Origin of the sequence: Undibacterium sp. Jales W-56, assembly GCF_025548535.1 — a bacterium.
Classification (GTDB): Bacteria; Pseudomonadota; Gammaproteobacteria; order Burkholderiales; family Burkholderiaceae_D; genus Undibacterium.
The window spans coordinates 695,337-713,185 of the sequence record NZ_JAJLQW010000001.1 but is presented as its reverse complement, the minus strand read 5'-3'; the positions used below and the strand labels follow the sequence as shown (position 1 = coordinate 713,185).

Annotated in this window: 17 protein-coding genes and 1 other RNA gene; 8 read left to right on the top strand and 10 right to left on the bottom strand. The window is 51.2% G+C overall.

Translation table 11 applies throughout. From position 1 onward, the window contains the following. Positions 1 to 40 precede the first annotated feature (40 nt). A complete protein-coding gene (locus LPB67_RS03205; RefSeq protein WP_262835617.1) occupies positions 41 to 1,186 on the top strand; it encodes a branched-chain amino acid ABC transporter substrate-binding protein in 1,146 nt (381 codons plus the stop codon). A 195-nt stretch (positions 1,187 to 1,381) separates the two neighbouring features. Here the strand turns inward: LPB67_RS03205 and LPB67_RS03200 are convergent, their stop codons facing one another. Next, the gene (locus tag LPB67_RS03200) at positions 1,382 to 1,690 is read right to left on the bottom strand and encodes a c-type cytochrome (RefSeq protein ID WP_262835616.1); all 309 of its coding nucleotides are present in this window, start codon (positions 1,688 to 1,690) and stop codon (positions 1,382 to 1,384) included. A 132-nt stretch (positions 1,691 to 1,822) separates the two neighbouring features. On the opposite strand from LPB67_RS03200, the gene LPB67_RS03195 reads away from it, so the two are divergent. From LPB67_RS03195 to lgt, 3 genes are all read left to right on the top strand, one after another. Next, positions 1,823 to 2,059 (top strand): TIGR04438 family Trp-rich protein, encoded by a 237-nt coding sequence (locus LPB67_RS03195; RefSeq protein WP_262835615.1) that lies wholly within the window; start codon positions 1,823 to 1,825, stop codon positions 2,057 to 2,059. A 130-nt stretch (positions 2,060 to 2,189) separates the two neighbouring features. After that, positions 2,190 to 3,089, top strand: a complete 900-nt coding sequence (locus LPB67_RS03190) for a LysR family transcriptional regulator (RefSeq protein WP_262835614.1) — start codon at positions 2,190 to 2,192, stop codon at positions 3,087 to 3,089. Next, positions 3,083 to 3,886 (top strand): prolipoprotein diacylglyceryl transferase, encoded by an 804-nt coding sequence (gene lgt, locus LPB67_RS03185; RefSeq protein ID WP_262835613.1) that lies wholly within the window; start codon positions 3,083 to 3,085, stop codon positions 3,884 to 3,886. The genes LPB67_RS03190 and lgt overlap by 7 nt, the downstream gene beginning before the upstream one ends. A 34-nt stretch (positions 3,887 to 3,920) precedes the next feature. Here the strand turns inward: lgt and LPB67_RS03180 are convergent, their stop codons facing one another. The 6 genes from LPB67_RS03180 to LPB67_RS03155 form a co-directional block, all read right to left on the bottom strand. Continuing rightward, positions 3,921 to 4,373, bottom strand: coding sequence for an EVE domain-containing protein (locus tag LPB67_RS03180; RefSeq protein WP_262835612.1), 453 nt, complete (start codon positions 4,371 to 4,373; stop codon positions 3,921 to 3,923). A 119-nt stretch (positions 4,374 to 4,492) separates the two neighbouring features. Continuing rightward, a non-coding RNA gene (gene ssrS / locus LPB67_RS03175) (6S RNA) lies at positions 4,493 to 4,671 on the bottom strand. Between the two features lie 76 nt (positions 4,672 to 4,747). Further along, positions 4,748 to 5,059 carry a cell division protein ZapA gene (locus LPB67_RS03170; RefSeq protein WP_262836150.1) on the bottom strand — a complete coding sequence of 104 codons (312 nt, stop codon included), beginning with the start codon at positions 5,057 to 5,059 and terminating at the stop codon, positions 4,748 to 4,750. Positions 5,060 to 5,070: 11 nt separating this feature from the next. After that, the gene (locus tag LPB67_RS03165; RefSeq protein WP_262835611.1) at positions 5,071 to 5,289 is read right to left on the bottom strand and encodes a DUF904 domain-containing protein; all 219 of its coding nucleotides are present in this window, start codon (positions 5,287 to 5,289) and stop codon (positions 5,071 to 5,073) included. Positions 5,290 to 5,346: 57 nt separating this feature from the next. Further along, positions 5,347 to 8,709 carry a UvrD-helicase domain-containing protein gene (locus LPB67_RS03160; protein WP_262835610.1) on the bottom strand — a complete coding sequence of 1,121 codons (3,363 nt, stop codon included), beginning with the start codon at positions 8,707 to 8,709 and terminating at the stop codon, positions 5,347 to 5,349. Beyond that, positions 8,709 to 11,426: a PD-(D/E)XK nuclease family protein gene (locus LPB67_RS03155; RefSeq protein ID WP_262835609.1), complete on the bottom strand. Its 2,718-nt coding sequence runs from the start codon at positions 11,424 to 11,426 to the stop codon at positions 8,709 to 8,711. The genes LPB67_RS03160 and LPB67_RS03155 overlap by 1 nt, the downstream gene beginning before the upstream one ends. A 363-nt stretch (positions 11,427 to 11,789) precedes the next feature. On the opposite strand from LPB67_RS03155, the gene trxA reads away from it, so the two are divergent. Together trxA and rho are read left to right on the top strand one after the other, a co-directional pair. After that, on the top strand, positions 11,790 to 12,116 hold the full coding sequence (gene trxA, locus LPB67_RS03150) for a thioredoxin TrxA (protein ID WP_262835608.1): 327 nt from the start codon (positions 11,790 to 11,792) through the stop codon (positions 12,114 to 12,116). A gap of 185 nt (positions 12,117 to 12,301) precedes the next feature. Then, the gene (gene rho / locus LPB67_RS03145) at positions 12,302 to 13,564 is read left to right on the top strand and encodes a transcription termination factor Rho (protein WP_262835607.1); all 1,263 of its coding nucleotides are present in this window, start codon (positions 12,302 to 12,304) and stop codon (positions 13,562 to 13,564) included. Positions 13,565 to 13,692: 128 nt separating this feature from the next. On the opposite strand, the gene LPB67_RS03140 is transcribed toward rho, so the two are convergent. Further along, entirely contained in the window at positions 13,693 to 14,613 is a 921-nt protein-coding gene (locus LPB67_RS03140) for a LysR family transcriptional regulator (RefSeq protein ID WP_262835606.1), read from the bottom strand. Positions 14,614 to 14,817: 204 nt separating this feature from the next. Here LPB67_RS03140 and LPB67_RS03135 point away from each other — a divergent pair, with 204 nt between their 5' ends. After that, positions 14,818 to 15,522: a pirin family protein gene (locus LPB67_RS03135; RefSeq protein WP_262835605.1), complete on the top strand. Its 705-nt coding sequence runs from the start codon at positions 14,818 to 14,820 to the stop codon at positions 15,520 to 15,522. Positions 15,523 to 15,615: 93 nt separating this feature from the next. Next, positions 15,616 to 16,470, top strand: coding sequence for a helix-turn-helix domain-containing protein (locus LPB67_RS03130; protein WP_262835604.1), 855 nt, complete (start codon positions 15,616 to 15,618; stop codon positions 16,468 to 16,470). A gap of 28 nt (positions 16,471 to 16,498) precedes the next feature. Here the strand turns inward: LPB67_RS03130 and LPB67_RS03125 are convergent, their stop codons facing one another. Then, complete coding sequence (locus tag LPB67_RS03125; protein WP_262835603.1) at positions 16,499 to 16,924, bottom strand: hypothetical protein; 426 nt, start codon at positions 16,922 to 16,924, stop codon at positions 16,499 to 16,501. A gap of 215 nt (positions 16,925 to 17,139) precedes the next feature. After that, entirely contained in the window at positions 17,140 to 17,841 is a 702-nt protein-coding gene (locus tag LPB67_RS03120) for a YoaK family protein (RefSeq protein ID WP_262835602.1), read from the bottom strand. Positions 17,842 to 17,849 lie beyond the last annotated feature (8 nt).

Sequence of the window (17,849 nt, the reverse complement as noted above, 5' to 3'; positions counted from 1 at the left end):
GTAATGTTGTCCTACTTTTTTAAACCTTAGGAGTATGTTCATGTCGTTCAAAACTAAAATGATTCCACTGGCTGGCGCGATTGCTTTCGCATTTGCTGGTGCTGCGGCAGCCGAAGATCTGGTAGTAAAAATCGGTCACGTTGGTCCTATTTCCGGCGCGATTGCTCACTTAGGCAAAGACAATGAAAACGGCGCCAAGATGGCGATCGAAGAACTGAACGCCAAAGGCGTGATGATCGGCGGTAAAAAGGCAAAATTCGAACTACTGGCTGAAGATGACGGCGCAGATCCAAAGCAAGGTACAACCGTAGCACAGAAACTGGTCGATGCGAAAGTAAACGGCATCATCGGTCACTTGAACTCTGGTACTACGATCCCGGCTTCCAAAATCTACAACGACGCTGGCATTCCTCAAATTTCCCCATCTGCAACAAATCCAAAATACACGCAACAAGGCTACAAAGGCGCATTCCGCGTAGTAGCGAATGACGGCCAATTGGGCGGCACTCTGGGTCGCTATGCTGTGCAAATCAACAAAGCGAAAAAAGTCGCTGTGATCGATGACAAAACAGCGTATGGCGAAGGTGTTGCGGCTGAATTCATGAAGGGCGCAAAAGCCAAAGGTGCTGAAGTTGTCGTAACTGAGCATACAACAGACAAATCCACGGATTTCAGCGCGATCCTGACCACCATCAAAGCAAAAAATCCAGACGTGATTTTCTTCGGCGGTATGGATGCAGTTGCTGGTCCTATGCTGCGTCAGATGAAAGCACTGGGCATCACTGCTAAGTTCATGGGCGGCGACGGTATCTGCACGACCGACTTGGTCAAACTGGCTGGTGACGGCATTGGCGAAGGCCAGGTAGTTTGCGCGGAAGCAGGCGGTGTGTTGGAAGCACAGAAAAAAATCAGTGATGACTGGAAAGCTGCTTACAAGAAAAAATTCGGCTTAGAAGTTCAGATCTATGCACCGTATGTATACGATGCAGTCATGACGATGGCTGATGCAATGGTACAAGCGAAATCTGCTGAACCAGCCAAGTACTTGCCATTCCTGGCGAAGATCAAACACAAAGGTATCACTGGCGACATCGAATTTGATGCTAAAGGCGATATCAAAGACGGTACTCTGACTTTGTACACCTACAAAGGCGGCAAACGTGAGATCGTTCAGGTTGTGAAGTAATCACAGACAGGCTGGTTCGCCAGCCTTCTTCAAAAAGCGCGACAGTCTTTGACTTGTGGCGCTTTTTTATTTGTGTCTGCAATCAATTTTGTCACTCACCTCTGGATGTCGGCGGACATAAAAAAGCCCGACTTCTCGGGCTTCTGTGGTATTTGCAAAGATCCAGCGCATCAGGCTAAGCTGAACACGCCATGCTTACTTGGAGGCCAGGACCCATTTAACCAGAGTACGGGCTTCCGCTTCTGTGACTTGGGGATTGGCTGGCATTGGGATCGCGCCCCATGTGCCACTACCGCCGGCCATGACCTTTTTGACTAACTTGTCTTCTGCTGTCTTATCGCCGGCATATTTTTTCGCCACATCTTTATACGCAGGACCGACAACCTTAGTCGCAACAGCGTGACATGCCATACAGTTTTTTGCTTTCGCCAAATCCGCACTTGCCATTGCAGAACCAGATGCAGCAATGGCCAAAACCGCACTCATCAACAAAGAATATTTCATTGTTTTTTCTCCAGGTTAAATACAACACATCTCATTTTACTGCGTTTTGTTTCTTAAGAAGCAAACGATCTCAGTCAACATGCGGTTGACCATGGCGCGAATTACTTCTACTATTTATCGAAAGGAATTATTATGCCCATCATTATTGTTATCGCGCTGTTGTCCCTGCTTAAATTTCTGGAAGTCGGCTTCCTCGCAAATTTCTCCTGGTGGTGGATAGTCGGGCTCGCCTTTGCCGCCTTTCTATGGTTTGAATTTTTTGAACGCATGCTGGGTCTGGACAAGCGCAAAGACCATGCGCATTTTGAGAAAATCAAGAATGAGCGCGTCAAGCGTGCTTTTCAAAATAAGAAAAACAATAAACGTTGACCCTCTACGCATCGGCGTAGCAGCAATTATCGAGCTACTCTCCAGGCATTCCCGCACATAAGAGGGAATTTGTCTTGCTCTATACCTATAGCAAAATATATGATTCATCCATCATTCAGATGCGGTGAATATGAATCTCGAATTACGACAATTACGCTACTTCCTGGCAGTCGCCGATGAAATGCATTTTGGCCGGGCCGCTGCCAAGCTGCACATGACGCAGCCGCCGCTTTCGCAAGCCATACAGGCACTGGAGGCGACCTTGGGCGCAGCGCTATTCACCCGCAGCACGCGCAGTATCGCGCTGACGGCTGCCGGGCTTGCTTTATTGCCGGAAGCGAGACGTATCGTGTTGCAGACCCAGAATTTGCCACAACTGGTGCAACGCGCCGCGAATGGCACTAGCGGCCACTTGTCACTGGCCTTTGTCTCGATCGCTGACTACAGCGTGTTACCGCCTTATCTGCGTGAATTTCGCCATCATCATCCCGCAGTTGCGATTGAACTGCGGGAAGCGACCAGCGATGTTCAGTTTGCGGCATTGGAGCGTGGCGAAATTGATGCGGGTTTGATGATCCCACCGATACCGGATCACCTGGCGCACCTCCTGGATTATCAAAAAGTATTATCAGAGCCATTAATCCTGGCGATACCAGACTCCTTGAACCGACATAAAAAACCGGCTTCACTGCAAGACTACAAGCAACATCCATTGATCATTTTTCCGCGCAAAATTGCCCCGGCTTTGCATGATTTGATTCTTGGTTGCTTTCGTGAAGCAAGCCTTACCCCGGAAATCGGCCAGGAGGCCATACAAATGCAAACCATCATCGGACTGGTCTCGGCTGGCATGGGGATCGCGCTTGTGCCACAATCTGTCTCGAATTTAAAACGTCCCGGTGTCGCCTACCTGAATTTACCCGAAACAAGCGTCGCGGTTGAAATTGGTGTGGCCTGGCGCAAAGATAATGCGTCGCCGGTATTACGCGCGTTTTTGGACTTGTTACGAACGAAAGATAAACCATGTTGATACACCCGAACCCCGATCCGGTAGCCTTCACATTAGGCCCTTTGTCCGTGCATTGGTATGGACTGATGTACCTGGTCGCGTTTGTCCAGTTTGTCTTGCTGGGCCGCCTGCGCATACGCTTGCCTCATGTCGCCGCCATCGGATGGAAGAAAGAGGACATCGACGACATGTTGTTTTACGGCGTATTGGGCGTAATTCTCGGCGGCAGAATCGGGGAGTTCATTTTTTATCGCCCCGATGAATTATTCAGTAACCCGCTGGAAGTATTCATGGTTTGGCACGGCGGCATGTCTTTCCACGGCGGTTTTATTGGCGTCCTGATTGCGATGTTTTTGTGGTCGCGCCGCAGCGGCCGCCACCTGGCGGACGTGTATGACTTTATTGCGCCGCTGGTTCCGCTGGGTTATGCCGCAGGCCGTATCGGTAACTTTATCAATCATGAATTGCCCGGACGAATCGCCTCTGCCGACCTGCCTTGGGCCATGATGTGGCCAGGACTGGAGCATCCGGTCCATCCTTCGCCGATTTATCAGGCATTGGTTGATGGGGTCTTGCTGTTTATCGTTCTATGGTGGTTTGCCAGCAAGCCAAGGCCGCGCCTGGCAGTCGGGTCTATGTTCGTTCTGCTGTATGGCTGCACCCGCTTCTTTACTGAATATTTCAGAACACCCGACTACGAGCGTAGTGCATTTGGCGTGACGATTTCTGCCGGTCAAATGTTATCTGCGCCGATGATCATCGGTGGACTCGTGCTGTTGTGGATCGCGTATAAAAAACCCGGCATATTGGGCAAATAAATCGAGCATTGATTTTGCTGAGGGTGCAATCAGATCAGGCGAGTAAATCCTGGATGATTGTCCATTCGGCTTTGGTGACAGGGGTGATCGATAATCGGCTGCCTTTTTGCAATACGACCATATCAGCTAAAGCCTCGTTTTTTCGCAATTCAGCCAGACTGAGTAAACGTGTTTTTCGTTTCGCACGGATATCCACCATCATCCAGCGCGGCGTCTCGGGCGTTGCCTTGGGATCGTAATATTTGCTATCCAGGTCAAACTGGGTGTGATCCGGGTAAGGCGTGCTGACCACCTCGGCGATACCCGCAATACCGGGCTCAGCGCAACTTGAGTGATAAAACAAAACGCCATCCCCTATCTTCATCGCATCACGCATGAAATTACGCGCCTGATAATTACGCACGCCGAACCACGGGATAGTCTTTGCCTTGAGCGCGTCATCAATGCTGATCTCATCAGGTTCCGACTTCATGAGCCAATAAGCCATAAGCAATTCTCACCGATAAATTAATGTATCAACACGCGCTAGCATACGTTGCAGAACCATCGAAATCAACGCCATGAATGAAAAAAGCATCAGCAACTTTCGCTGCTGATGCTTAAGAATAAGTCCCCACCAATGCCGCTATGCCGGCATCCTGAACCTGGCGGTTCAAGTTGGCTACAGTCAGTTCAATTTCGGGTTCATCGGACTAGCGACGCTCACGCCCATCGAACAATTTCTACAGCCTATGCACATAAATGGTTCAAGGAATATATGGCATTGGCGAACACGGTAGGGAATTGAAGTTTACTCCTATCCGCGGCTTCGTACAGCTTTTTTTAGATTATTTTGATTGATTAAAGCAATACAAGCACGGTTCAAAATAGATTTTCTTGAGGGGTTAAAGCCTTATCCAGAACTTCGTGCATGTTATTAATTTTTTGCTTCACTTCCGCAATCGACAAACCCGACAAAGGACCTTCCGGCGACTTGGTCGATAACAGCTCAGCCGTTACGCCCAGTGCTGCCATCACGGCGATTCTGTCGTTGCCCTTGATCTTGCCTGCATCGCGGATCGCACACATTTTATCGTTGAGATAGGCAACCGCAGTCAGCAAGGCTTTGTCTTCACCTTCTTTGCAGCTCAATTTGTAAGCCTGCCCCATGATATTGACATCGAGTTGTATCACAGTATTTTCCTTCATGCGGCTTCCTTGTCTGAATCGTCTTCCGCCGGCAAATGCGCCAGCAAGGCGGTCACTCGAAGATGCGCCTCATCCATGCGTTGATGCATTTCACCGTTCTCTTCCGTCAGAGCGACGATATCACGCCGCAGCTCCGCATTTTCGCGACGCAAAAAATCCGTCAGCTCTGCCAGCCGTGCGACTTTTTCAGCAAGTAATTCAAATTCAGGATTCATCTCATCACTTTGGTTAGACCACACTCTAGTCGTTAAATTATAAATGGAAATCAGACCCTACAGCATTTCTATCAATTCGCCATCGCTTAAAATTAAAGCAGCCTTGATTCTTTTACTGCCCATCAGCCCTTGCAAGGCATCCGCATAGGTCTGCAACTGCGTCCTGTAGTCGCGACGCTCACTGCTCAGCAAGGCACGCTTATAGTCGAGTATCCAGACCTCATCTGCAAAAACCACGACCCGATCCAGGCGCAAAACCTGTTGTTGAAACAAAACATCCATCTCATTACGAGCGTACAAATAGCACCCTGGTTTGAAATATTTCTCCAGTCCGGGCCGGGCCAAAATCGACTGTGCCTGCTGCCGTATCGTCGTTGCAACACTGCCCGGACAAGGCAGCCATGCCGCAATCGATTCTGGCTCGGGTACGCGAATAGGCCAGGCCTGCACCTGATTCGTCAGTCGCTCCATTAAGGCGTGCAAGGCAATTCCCTCAAGCTGAGCGTCGGTCGCAGCAGGCATTACCTCGCCATCAGGCAATGCCAGATCCGGCGGATTAAACAGCGGCAAACTAAATTCGCCCTGCGTTTGCACCAGCAGCGTCTCGCATTGTTGCAGTGCTAGCTGCGTCACCTGACTCAGGCGCTCGTACCAACTGTCTTTGATGATGCCGGGAATACCTTCCTTGATTTCGCCAGAATTGATCTCTGACTCTGTACTTTGCCTGGTACTTTTAGCCGCACTCCTGGATCTCTTATCGCTGGCGATACCGCTGACGATCAGCAAGTTTTTTGCCCGGGTCGCAGCGACGTAGAGCAAATTCCAGTTTTCCTGTTCCGCCTGCTGCTCTTCTTGGGCAAACAAGGCATCCCGGGCAGCGCCGCGCTGATCCTTGCGTCCGAACGCAGAAAAATGCCGCGCCTCTCCTGGTTGCAAAGGCCATTGACACAAGATGCCGGTTTGGTCTTTCACTGGTTCGCTATGATTAGCATCGACCATGACTACCACGGACGCTTCAAGTCCCTTGGCGCTATGGATGGTCAGGATACGCACGGCATCTGCCGCGCCATCTACCGAAGATTCGTCGGGCGCATCATCTTCGCCGCCCTTTTGAAACACTGCCAGCGCCGCAATAAATTTCGGCAAACTGGGATAACGTCCCGCATCCATATTCAAAGCGAGTTCGATAAACGCATGGATATTTCCGAGGATCTGATATCGCTCGGCCGGATTCGCATATTGCGCATAGCGTGCCAGCAATTCGCCTTCATGCAAGATTTTATCCAACAGATCATGCACCGACAGATCATGCGCTGCCTGCATCCAGGTTTGCAGCAAGGGATAAGCGCGGACAAATATCGCCTGCTTAGCTTCCCCGCATAATGCCTGCAAGCGCTTCCACCATGATGCTTCCGAGCGTTGAGCCAGCACAATCAAGTCGTCATCGCTGGCTGAAAAAATCGGCGATTTAAGAATATGCGCCAGCGCACGATTGTCGCCCGGCGTCATTAAGAACTCCAGCAAGGCCAGCAAATCGGCAACCTCCAAAGCATCCAGCAAGCCGCCGCGGCGACTGGACACAAACGGGATTCCGGCTTCCCGCAAGGCATTTTCATACGACGACAAATGCGTGCGGCGCCGTACCAGCAACATCACCTCGGACCAGCGCAAACCAGCAATCTGTCGACGCGCTAGCAACAAGGCTTGCGCAATCTGCCGCCCTTCTTCCAACCGTCGACTGTCTTCATCCTCGATCAATGGCGTGGTGAACGGATTACGCAGGAGATGCGTCTGCTGACCGAATATCGCCAGACTATCGTCCTCATCAGATAATACCTTGATCAAAGGCAGTCGCCACACCTCACCATGCGCAGCCGAGGCGCTGGTTTGCGGTGCGTAGATCCGATTTTCGCGCATACTTTCATTCAATACGGAGACGATCTCCGGCGCATTCCGGCGGGTTTGATTGGTCCGTAACAGAGACGCGCCTTGCTGCGCCAAGAATTGGCGTGCAGCAGCGAACACGCGCGGTTCGGCACGACGGAAACGATAAATCGATTGCTTGGGATCGCCCACGATAAATACCGTGGGACGATCCGCATCGTCGCCATAAGCATCTAACCAGGCCTGTACGATGTTCCATTGCAGGGGATTGGTATCCTGAAATTCATCCAGCAAAATATGCTTGTAGCGCGCATCCAGCCGGCTATGCAGATAGGCTGCATAGTCTTCATTGCGGATCAGGCGGAATGCCTGCCATTCCAAATCGGCAAAATCAAACACGCGCTGATCTGACTTTAAGGATTGATAGTGCTCCAGATAGACGGCACCGACTTTGAACAGCGCCTCATTGATCGTCAGTACCGTTTTTTCGACGCTGCGTCGCTTCAATAATTTCAAGGTATCGGCGATGACGGTACATTCATCATCGAAACTCGCAACACTGTCCGGCCCCAACCATTTTTCAATCGCTGATAACAAATTCTTGGTTTTCAGATTCGAGCGATTTTTACCGTCCCTGTCAAAAAATTCATTGCACAGCGCATCAAAATTCTCAAGGCTGGCAGCGCCTGATAGCGCCGTTTCTATGGCATTTGCCCGTTTTTGATTGGTTGCCGTACCTTGTCCCAGACAGACGGCGATTGCACTGATGCGCTGACAAAACTCCTGGTCATCCCACAATGCTAAGCGAGGATCATGCTCTGCATCGGCACCGCATAATTCGCGTAACCATTCGAGCGGATTGCCATCCAACCCGTCCTGATTCGATGCCCACCATTCAGCCCGCTTATCGAGGAAAGCATCGAGCATCTTCTTGGTATTAAAGTCGCCTAATTCCTCATACAGCAACAGCAGTGCTGCGCGCGTGTCCTGATGCCCGGCGTCTTTCAGCGATTGCATTAATTGTGCATAGGCTTCTCTTTGCAAATCGGCGGTTGCCTCTAATAAACTAAAGCCATGCGGCACACCGGATGCCAGCGGCGCCAATTGTATCAAGCGTCCAAACCAGCTGTGAAAAGTATCCATCGCCAGCGATTGCGGGCTGGATAGAACCTTTTCATACAAGCGACGGGCGATCGGCAAATTCCGCATCACATCAGCCTGCGCAACGCCGCGCTCCAGCAGCAAACCGGTTGCCTGCGCTTCATCTGCCAGCGCCAGTTGGCGCAATAAATCGACCAGACGCTCACGCATTTCCTGCGCCGCTTTACGGGTGAATGTGATCGCGAGCAGTTCACCCGGTTCAGCACCGGCAAGCAGCAAACGCAGCATGCGCGCGACCAGCAGCCAGGTCTTGCCGCTACCGGCACAGGCTTCAACGACCACGGAAGATTGCGGCTGGCATGCAGCGGCCGTAAAACTCAGCGCATCGGCTGGCAAACCGTTAATTTCATACGCATGTGCGCTCTGCAAAGTCATCACCACGCTCCCTTGCGGCAGAGTCCGCGCATTTCGCAATACTGGCATACCGATTCTGTGCCTTGCGCAGGTAAAGCGGCATCTTGTCTGATGGCGTGCATATGGTCTTTAATCGCGACTTCCAGTAAATCGGTCCACTGCTTGAAATCCTGGCTGGCAGCCTCACCGATTTTGCCGCGCTCGAGTTCCAGTCCGACGTAGCTGGCGGCAACGATCTGCTGGTTCGCTAACAAACCGTAGAATGGTAATTGTTGATCCTCACCGTCCTTCAGGCGTTTGCTTAAAGAAGACAATGGTTTGGTTTTGTAATCGAGTACAGCGCGCTCGCCTTCGGCATTGATGTCTATCCGGTCGATGCGCCCACGCAGGGTCACGCTTTGTTGCTGACCACCGGCATTCCAGTCCAATGTATGCTCACGCCATTCTTCACCCAGCTCAAAGCGCCATCCATCGGCTTCGCGCTGGTCTGCCCATGCTACATACGATGGAATTACCTTCGCCCAGCGCACGCTATAACCAAGCGCAGCCGGACTGTGCTGCAAGATCTGGTTAAAACGCTCCGTCGAAATATCGCTGAGCAATTGCACCCTGTCACTCACTTCCTCGGTCGCAAGACGATCATGGTAGGTTTTTAAAATCGCATGCAGCCAGTCGCCGTAATCTCGCTTTTCCGGCATATCGGATAATTCATCAATCGCGTCCAACTTCAGCATGCGTCGCGCAAAAAATTGATAAGGGCACGCGATCAGGCTGCTGTAGCCGCTCGCCGACAAGGTAGCCGGTGCCAACATCGCCGCTGCGGGTTTTGGCTGCGGCACGCTAAGTGCATTCAAAGTCTGTAGCGGCAGCACGGGATGATGCGCGCCCAGTCTGGCCTGGCCTGTGCGCTCAAGCGCCAGATCCAGTTGCGCCAGCCAGGGACTGACGGGATTATGCTCACCTTGCAGTTGGCCTTGCCAGGACAAGACGATTTCAGGATTCGACAACAACAGTTCGGTGAAATCGCGCAACTGTTGCTGCTGTCTTTGTTCGCGGGTGATCAGGCCGCATTCGCGTCGCACCGCATTGGTAAAAAATAACACCTCCTGTGCCTGCGAAGGTAAATGCGCGGCATCCGCCCCGACCAGCAAGACCGCGTCAAAGCGACGCAACCGCGCACCGTTCAACGGCAGCATGAATACCCGTTTATCGTTCCTGCTGCTGATATAAGGTGCATTCTCCAATTGCAGATTGATGAAAGCGCGCCACTCGGAAAAAGAAAATGGCGCTGTCATATGCTGACAATCTTCGATCAAGGCCTGTAATAAGCTGACGATTTGCGAACCTGCGCTATCTGCCTGCAGATAGACGTGGACGCCGAGTTCAAACAGCATTTGCAGCGTACTCTTGCTCCACTCGGACAAATTTTTTCGTCCACTGAACTGGTTCGCCTGACGAGCCAGGATCGCAATCCATTGACGTGCATCCGGTTTGGATTCCAGCAAAGATAATATCGAGTCCCAACCGCCCAACACATTGGCGCGCCGCAGGCCCAGCTCAATTTGCATGACCAGATCGGACTTATCCAGCGCGGCATCGAGAGCAGCAGGCATCGGCAAATACGGTGACTTCAATAAATCGATTAACGCCATCGTATCCGCTTTGCTGGCCACGACTTCGAACCACGCCGCAATCGCTGCCGCCGCACGGGTAGTAGATAGCTTCCAGCCCGTTTCATCGGCGACCAGCACATTTGCGCGTTCCAGCAAGGCACGGATGCGACGGGCGACCGCCCTGTCCTGTGCGATGACGGCAATGCTTTGATGTCCTGCGACCAGCCAGTCCACGATGGTCTGCGCGCCCTGTTGCGCCTCATCTTCCAGCGAAGCCGCTTCGCATAAGCGGATATGCGACATCGCCGCCGACTCCAATAAAAACTGCTGCTGACCAGGACCAGTTTCATCGAATAAATTCGGCCAGGCCGCAGCGCAGATAGGCGGCACACTGACCGGGCGCCAATCCAGCAAAATCGTCATCAGTTTTTTCTTCTTTGCATACGCATCCAGAAAGGCCCGCTCCATCGCATCCGGTGCGGTCGGACTAATCCAGACCAGCGGCTCTTGCGCCTGCTGCGCGATGCGCATCCATTGCTGGTGTCCATGCACGATCGCATCGCGTTCATCGAGCTGGCTCTGCCAGATAGTCCAGACCAATTGCGCTTCTTCGGACAAGATTTTCTGGCTGGGCTGAGACAGTTGCGCCAACGCCGCATGCCAACGCTGCATGGTGCCCTCTTTATCCGATTGCACCGCAGGCAGCAAGGCTTGCGTCAACTCATCGGAAAGATTAAGCAAGGTTTGCGCTAAAGGCAGCAGATCGGTATTGCGCCGGGCGGTAAATAATTTTTTGAGCCAGGCATGTTGCCGCAACTCCGCATACAAGCCCATCAGGCGCTCGCTCGACGCGCTGATTTTGACCCTGTCTTGCGGCGGCAACATCTGTACCCAGGCGAACATGGTATTGATACGCGGCGGGATAAAGTTGCCGTGCAATTCCTGGCTCAGCGCTTTCAGAAATAGCTGGGCATGCTCGAACGTGGGAACCACTACCCGCAGCGCCGACAAATCGAGCGCGGAGGCCACGCCCCAATCCGGCGAACGCAATTCCTGCAAAAAAGCGGCGGCGGCCTGTTGCCAAAAGTTGCCAGATGCGGGAATCAATTGGTGGATGTTACGCATGAGACTGAGGCTGAGTGTGACGCATAGGGTTACGCAGTGGGTAAGGCATGAAGTTTCAGGAAGTTTGCCTGACGAACAAGCATTTTATGCGAGAGCCAACACAATTTGAGGGCCTGATGACACTTTTCTAAAAAATAGGTTATTATTTGACCCATAGTCTGCCACTAGACATCATCAAATCCAGCGCTGCATTATGCAACACCATTGATTTTGTGCAGATCGCCTCCAGATTAAAGCTGTGTTTAAAGTTGTTATATCGGAAGCGTTATCGTCGCGATGTAGATCAAATATCCTACAAATCGATTTCAGATTAAACTCCTGTGGCGCTGTAACCCCTTAATTTTTCCCTCGAATGAGGATTCCATGAGCGAAAACATCAAATATGTAAGCGATGCTTCCTTTGAAGCAGACGTATTGAATTCTGACAAACCAGTCCTGGTCGACTTCTGGGCTGAATGGTGTGGCCCTTGTAAAATGATTGCTCCGATTCTGGAAGAAGTGGCTAAAGAATACGACGGCAAGATCGTCATTGCGAAACTGGACGTCGATGCGAACCAGGCTATTCCGGCTAAATTCGGCATCCGTGGCATTCCTACCCTGATCCTGTTTAAAAACGGCGCGGCGGCAGCACAAAAAGTCGGCGCGCTGGCAAAAGGTCAACTTACCTCTTTTATTGATAGCAATATCTAATATATTCAAGGTAAAATACGGCGGATTAAGGACGGTACTTCGGTACCGTTCATCCAGCCGCAATAATTAGTCAGCTAAATAATTAAAATTTGACTCTGCCTATCAGCAGAAATCTCCAAAATACCATCCTGTAGTTCACCTCTGTTCACTCCCCCACCTACCTATCCCATCCCGGGACACTCAACATGCACTTATCAGAATTAAAGGCGTTACACGTCTCAGCCTTGCTAGAAATGGCCATTGGTCTAGACATTGACAACGCAGCACGGATGCGCAAACAAGAACTCATGTTCGCAATCCTGAAAAAACGCGCAAAATCCGGCGAACAAATTTTTGGCGATGGCGCCCTCGAAGTATTGCCGGACGGCTTTGGCTTCTTGCGCTCGCCCGATGCCAGTTACATGGCATCCACCGACGATATTTATATCTCGCCTTCGCAAATCCGTCGTTTCAACCTGCACACAGGTGACTCGATCGAAGGTGAAGTGCGTACACCCAAAGACGGCGAACGCTATTTCGCCCTGGTGAAAGTCGACAAGGTCAATGGCGAATCGCCAGAAGCCTCCAAGCACCGCATCCTGTTTGAAAATCTGACACCGCTGCACCCGAACAAGCCCTTGCAGCTTGAACGCGAGATGCGCGGCGAAGAAAACACCACCGGCCGCATCATCGACATGATTGCGCCTATCGGCAAAGGCCAGCGCGGCTTGTTAGTCGCCTCGCCGAAATCCGGCAAGTCCGTGATGCTGCAGCACATCGCCCATGCGATCACCACCAATCATCCCGATATCACGCTGATCGTCCTGCTGATCGACGAACGCCCTGAGGAAGTCACCGAAATGCAGCGTAGCGTACGCGGCGAAGTGGTCGCATCGACCTTCGACGAACCAGCCACGCGTCACGTACAGGTCGCCGAGATGGTCTTGGAAAAAGCCAAGCGCCTGGTCGAAATGAAAAAAGACGTGGTCATCCTGCTCGACTCGATCACCCGCCTGGCGCGCGCCTACAACACCGTGATCCCGGCCTCCGGCAAGGTGCTGACCGGCGGTGTCGACGCCAACGCGCTGCAGCGTCCGAAACGCTTCTTCGGCGCCGCGCGCAACATCGAAGAAGGCGGCTCGCTGACCATCATCGCCACGGCGCTGATCGAAACCGGCAGCCGTATGGATGATGTAATCTATGAAGAATTCAAAGGCACCGGCAACATGGAAGTCCACCTCGAACGACGCCTGGCCGAGAAGCGGACTTACCCGGCAATCAACCTGAACAAATCCGGCACCCGTCGCGAGGAGCTGTTGATCAAGCCAGATCAGCTGCAAAAAATCTGGATCCTGCGCAAGCTGTTGTATAGCATGGACGAAATCGAAGCGATGGAATTCATCCTCGACAAAATGAAGGCGACCAAAAACAACGCAGAGTTCTTCGAAATGATGCGTCGTGGCGGATAAAGCAGCGTCATTGCTGCAAGTGGGTCTTAATCGATAAGATGAATGAGTTAGATAAAGTTAATCTCTATCACCACCACTAGCCTGATGAGCCATCTTGACAGATGGCTCTTTTTATTTGTGTCGCAGCTTTATGCAGATGGTAAATGACGACATAGCTGCTCAAACCAGCCATCCTGCTCTGCCCGCTTGATCCACCAGTTCAGCGCTGCACCCGGCTCACCGCTGCGCCAGGCAAGATAAATCGTTTCCTCCGCCTTTGGTTCTTCGACTTGCTTCACAATCAAACGCCCTGCCTGGATCGCCTCACGGGCGCAAAACTCCGGCAAGAATCCAAAACCTATCCCCGCCAGTTGAAAATCCAATTTGGCGCGCATGGTTGGCACGGTAATCGCATCCTGACCAAATAACAAGCCGACCGTTCGCGCAGGTAACAAGTGCGCAGAATCCGCCACAGTGACTGCACGATACTGCTGAAAATCCGACTTGGTTAATATCGACGTTCGCTCAGCAAATGGATGATCTGGCGACACCGCAAACACAAACGGAATTTTGCCAATTGCTTTAGCAGAATAACCGCCACCCGACGGCCCCTCACCGGCAGCCCCCAGCAGGATATCCACACGACCGTCCAATAATGCCTCCCAGGTTCCGGACAACGCTTCTTGCACGATCCGCAGGCGCGTCTGATTTGCGACGCCACAGAATGCCAGGATGTCGTCCTTCAACACGATCGGAGAAAACAAAGAGTCCATGCCAATCGTCAATTCGGTTTCCCAGCCAGTTGCAACGCGCTGCACTCTGCGCTCCAGATCGCCGGCCGCCTTGAGCAAATACCGCCCTTCTTTCAGCAACTCTTTCCCCGCCAGAGTCAATGTGACTTTAGGCCCAAGTCGCTTAAACATCTGCACACCCAACTCCTCCTCCAGTTTGGCAACTGTATAGGAAATCGTCGATGGCACGCGAAACATCTCCTTGCCCGCAGCAGCGAACGAGCCTCGACGGTCAATCGCATCCATGATTTGCAAGGCATCCAGGCTGATTTTTAACATATGGCCCTCTTGTTACGAATTCGATCCATTATTATTTTTTGCACAAAAATTAATCATCGATTTTTTTGATCATATAAAGGCAAATTTTCCGTTTTTCATTTAAATAATACAACACTATACTGCAAGACATCGAAGAAATAGCAGTAATAAAAACGTTTCTTAACTTCGATTAAATCGACCATACAACTTAATCAAGGAACTATCATGTTAACTATTCGTAAAAGTGCTGATCGCGGCGATGCTAACCACGGCTGGTTAAAATCCAAACACTCATTCTCGTTTGCCGAGTATTTTGATGAACAACATATGGGGTTCGGTCCATTGCGCGTCATCAATGAAGATCGTGTTGAAGCAGGTCGTGGTTTTGGTACACATGGTCATCGTGATATGGAAATCATTTCATATGTCCTTGATGGCGAGCTCGCTCACAAAGACAGCATGGGTACTGGCTCGGTGATCCGTTATGGCGATGTGCAGCGCATGAGTGCCGGTAGCGGTGTGCGCCATAGTGAGTTCAACCACTCGTCATCGAACCCGGTTCATTTTTTACAAATCTGGATAGAACCGAACGTGAAAGGCCTCGCACCAAGCTATGAAGAAAAACATTTCGATACCGTATCGAAACAAGGTGCATTACGCTTAATCGCCTCACCCGACGGTCACGATAATTCCGTTTTAATTCATCAAAATGCCTCTATTTTTGCGGCGATTCTCAATGGCGATGAACAGGTCACGCAACCGCTGGCAGCGGGACGACTTGGTTATGTGTACGTAGCAAAAGGTCAGTTGCAGGTGAATGGTTTATTGCTGGAAACCGGTGACGCCTTAAAAATCAACGATGAGGTCGCCATCACATTGAGTCAGGCAATTCAGGCAGAAGTGCTGGTCTTTGATCTGCCAGTGCATTAAGACCCAACTCCGTCCTTCCCGTGAAGGTGAATCAAAGAAGGACGGCTTCTGATGCACTGATGAGACAACCAGAATCAACTCAAGAGTCATAATATGTCCAACGAATCTTGTATCCTGGCAGAGTATACGAAGACGCTTAGTTTGCCGGAGCTTGCCATCACCCATGCGCGGCAACAATCGCCAGAGCCTCATATCATCAGAATTCCGCAGAGCAATCATCATTCGGTGATCGTCCAGCTGGAAGAGTTTCGATCGCATAAATTATGGCGTGGCGAACAATTGGTCTATCACGGCAGTCATGCCAAAGGCAGTGTCGCGATCACGCACCTGCAAGATGACTGGCGCTGCCAACACCTCAGCAGCTACAACAATCTGCGCATCACCATTCCAGCGGATACGTTGGATCAGCTAACCGACGATGTGGGACAAAAACGCATACATCGGCTCGTAGAAATGCGCGGTTACGATGCCACTATCTATCATTTGGCACAGTTGTTTTTACCGATGTTGGAACAGCCGGATAGCCGCAATCAGTTATTAACCGACCATGTGACGCAAGCCTTTCTCAGCCATCTCGTACAAGGTTACGGAAATGGACGCCACGAAAAAACTCGAGGTGGCGGCTTGGCGCATTGGCAGGAACGTCGGGCAAAAGAATTTATGGCAGCACATCTGGCGCGTGGCATATCACTTGAAGAAGTGGCCCGTCATTGCGGCTTGTCTCGTGCCCATTTTTCGCGCGGATTTAAACAGAACACGGGCATCATGGCGCATGTGTGGCTGCACCATCTACGCATCGATAAAGCTAAGCACATGCTGGTTCAACCGGATTATTCACTTCCGGCGATTGCATTGGAATGTGGCTTTGCCGATCAAAGCCATTTAACCAGGGCGTTTAAAAAAGTAACAGGAACACCGCCGGGCGTATGGCGCAAGCTGCAATTCTAATGCGCTGAAAAAATACTGCTGATAGCCTTTAAGACTGCTTTTTTTCATCCGACGGTGCGGGCAAAAAAGCGAGCGTACGTCGCAACTCACCATGCGCAATCGCGACTTGCGGCGCATCATGCAGCATCGCCAGATAACGTTGACGAAAATCCGCGTCACTCGCCGTACGTGGGCCGATCAATTGCTCCAACGTCAAACGAAATGCCATGGCCGTCGCTGCATCGACAGGCGATTCATCATCAAGACGCTCATCCAGCTCCACCATCATGCCCGACAGCTTTTGCAGCCAGGCAAAATGCGGATGATTCGTCACCAGACTTAAATGCTCAAGCGGACTAGAAACCACACCATAATATTGGGTCTCCACTTCGATCATTAGCTTATGCAAGGCACGCAGCGCCTTCACAAGCTGAAGCAAATCTCCGCGCCAGTTACGATCTTCTGATGACGCCATACCCATCTCTTTCATAGTTTAGCGGCGTCGTTGGCAAGATACATTCAGCGATTATCACTGGATGTTTATTCTTCATTGAAAAATAGAGAAACACACATACTCCCCCTATTTTTTAAAAAATATGCCAAATTCCGCATTATTTATATCATCATTATTTATATACTCATCAGGAGTATAAGTAATTACTTAAATTCATTGCACACTTGGCCTGTCTGCTATCCAGCATCCGTAAGCACTCTGTTTTCCATCAGCGCCAATCCGGCAAGTATCAGAATCGGCAATAGCAGCGCCCAGAATCCCATCAGCAAATACGCATAAGCCGCCATGATCGCCCCAATGCCAAACGCCAGCACCGGCCAGATAAATTTGCCGCATCGCGCACGCGTCGCCGCATCTGCTGCACCTCGCGCAATATCCACTGCGTCGATTACAATTTGCGTGACATTTCCCGTCATCAGCGACGTCGGTGCCAGTTGCGGCATGAGTAGCCTGGCATTCGCGCTATGTACGCCCATCGCAATAGCACCAAGCATACCGGCACTAATCGCCAAAGGTGTCTGCACAGCGCCAATCGGTGATGCCAATAATCCCAACAGCATAAAGCCAACCAGAAAGGTCAACTGCAATAACATCGCAAGCTGCAAGACTGGTCGCTGACGCCGTCCCATCGCCGTGATAAACAGCCGTGCGACGACTACGCCACTAATAAACGCCGGGAATGCCAGAAATTTGATCAGCAATGAACCAGCACCTGCGGCGCGCGACATCTGACTCAAGCCTGCACCAATCAGCACAAAGTTACCAGTAACATGCGCAGTGAATAATCCAAACAACGCCACAAAACCCAGCGTATCAACATAGCCTGCTAAAAATCCCAGGCCAACGCCTTGTATTGTGTCTTTACTTGCTGGTGTCATGTTGACTC

Excerpts from the sequence above, each read along its gene's own strand:
- LPB67_RS03190 (WP_262835614.1), top strand. The coding sequence starts at position 2,190 with ATGAATCTCGAATTACGACAATTACGCTACTTCCTGGCAGTCGCCGAT.
- LPB67_RS03195 (WP_262835615.1), top strand. The coding sequence starts at position 1,823 with ATGCCCATCATTATTGTTATCGCGCTGTTGTCCCTGCTTAAATTTCTG.
- LPB67_RS03155 (WP_262835609.1), bottom strand. The coding sequence starts at position 11,426 with ATGCGTAACATCCACCAATTGATTCCCGCATCTGGCAACTTTTGGCAA.
- LPB67_RS03140 (WP_262835606.1), bottom strand. The coding sequence starts at position 14,613 with ATGTTAAAAATCAGCCTGGATGCCTTGCAAATCATGGATGCGATTGAC.
- lgt (WP_262835613.1), top strand. The coding sequence starts at position 3,083 with ATGTTGATACACCCGAACCCCGATCCGGTAGCCTTCACATTAGGCCCT.
- rho (WP_262835607.1), top strand. The coding sequence starts at position 12,302 with ATGCACTTATCAGAATTAAAGGCGTTACACGTCTCAGCCTTGCTAGAA.
- LPB67_RS03135 (WP_262835605.1), top strand. The coding sequence starts at position 14,818 with ATGTTAACTATTCGTAAAAGTGCTGATCGCGGCGATGCTAACCACGGC.
- LPB67_RS03180 (WP_262835612.1), bottom strand. The coding sequence starts at position 4,373 with ATGGCTTATTGGCTCATGAAGTCGGAACCTGATGAGATCAGCATTGAT.
- LPB67_RS03120 (WP_262835602.1), bottom strand. The coding sequence starts at position 17,841 with ATGACACCAGCAAGTAAAGACACAATACAAGGCGTTGGCCTGGGATTT.
- LPB67_RS03125 (WP_262835603.1), bottom strand. The coding sequence starts at position 16,924 with ATGGCGTCATCAGAAGATCGTAACTGGCGCGGAGATTTGCTTCAGCTT.
- trxA (WP_262835608.1), top strand. The coding sequence starts at position 11,790 with ATGAGCGAAAACATCAAATATGTAAGCGATGCTTCCTTTGAAGCAGAC.
- LPB67_RS03130 (WP_262835604.1), top strand. The coding sequence starts at position 15,616 with ATGTCCAACGAATCTTGTATCCTGGCAGAGTATACGAAGACGCTTAGT.
- LPB67_RS03200 (WP_262835616.1), bottom strand. The coding sequence starts at position 1,690 with ATGAAATATTCTTTGTTGATGAGTGCGGTTTTGGCCATTGCTGCATCT.
- LPB67_RS03205 (WP_262835617.1), top strand. The coding sequence starts at position 41 with ATGTCGTTCAAAACTAAAATGATTCCACTGGCTGGCGCGATTGCTTTC.
- LPB67_RS03160 (WP_262835610.1), bottom strand. The coding sequence starts at position 8,709 with ATGACTTTGCAGAGCGCACATGCGTATGAAATTAACGGTTTGCCAGCC.
- LPB67_RS03165 (WP_262835611.1), bottom strand. The coding sequence starts at position 5,289 with ATGAATCCTGAATTTGAATTACTTGCTGAAAAAGTCGCACGGCTGGCA.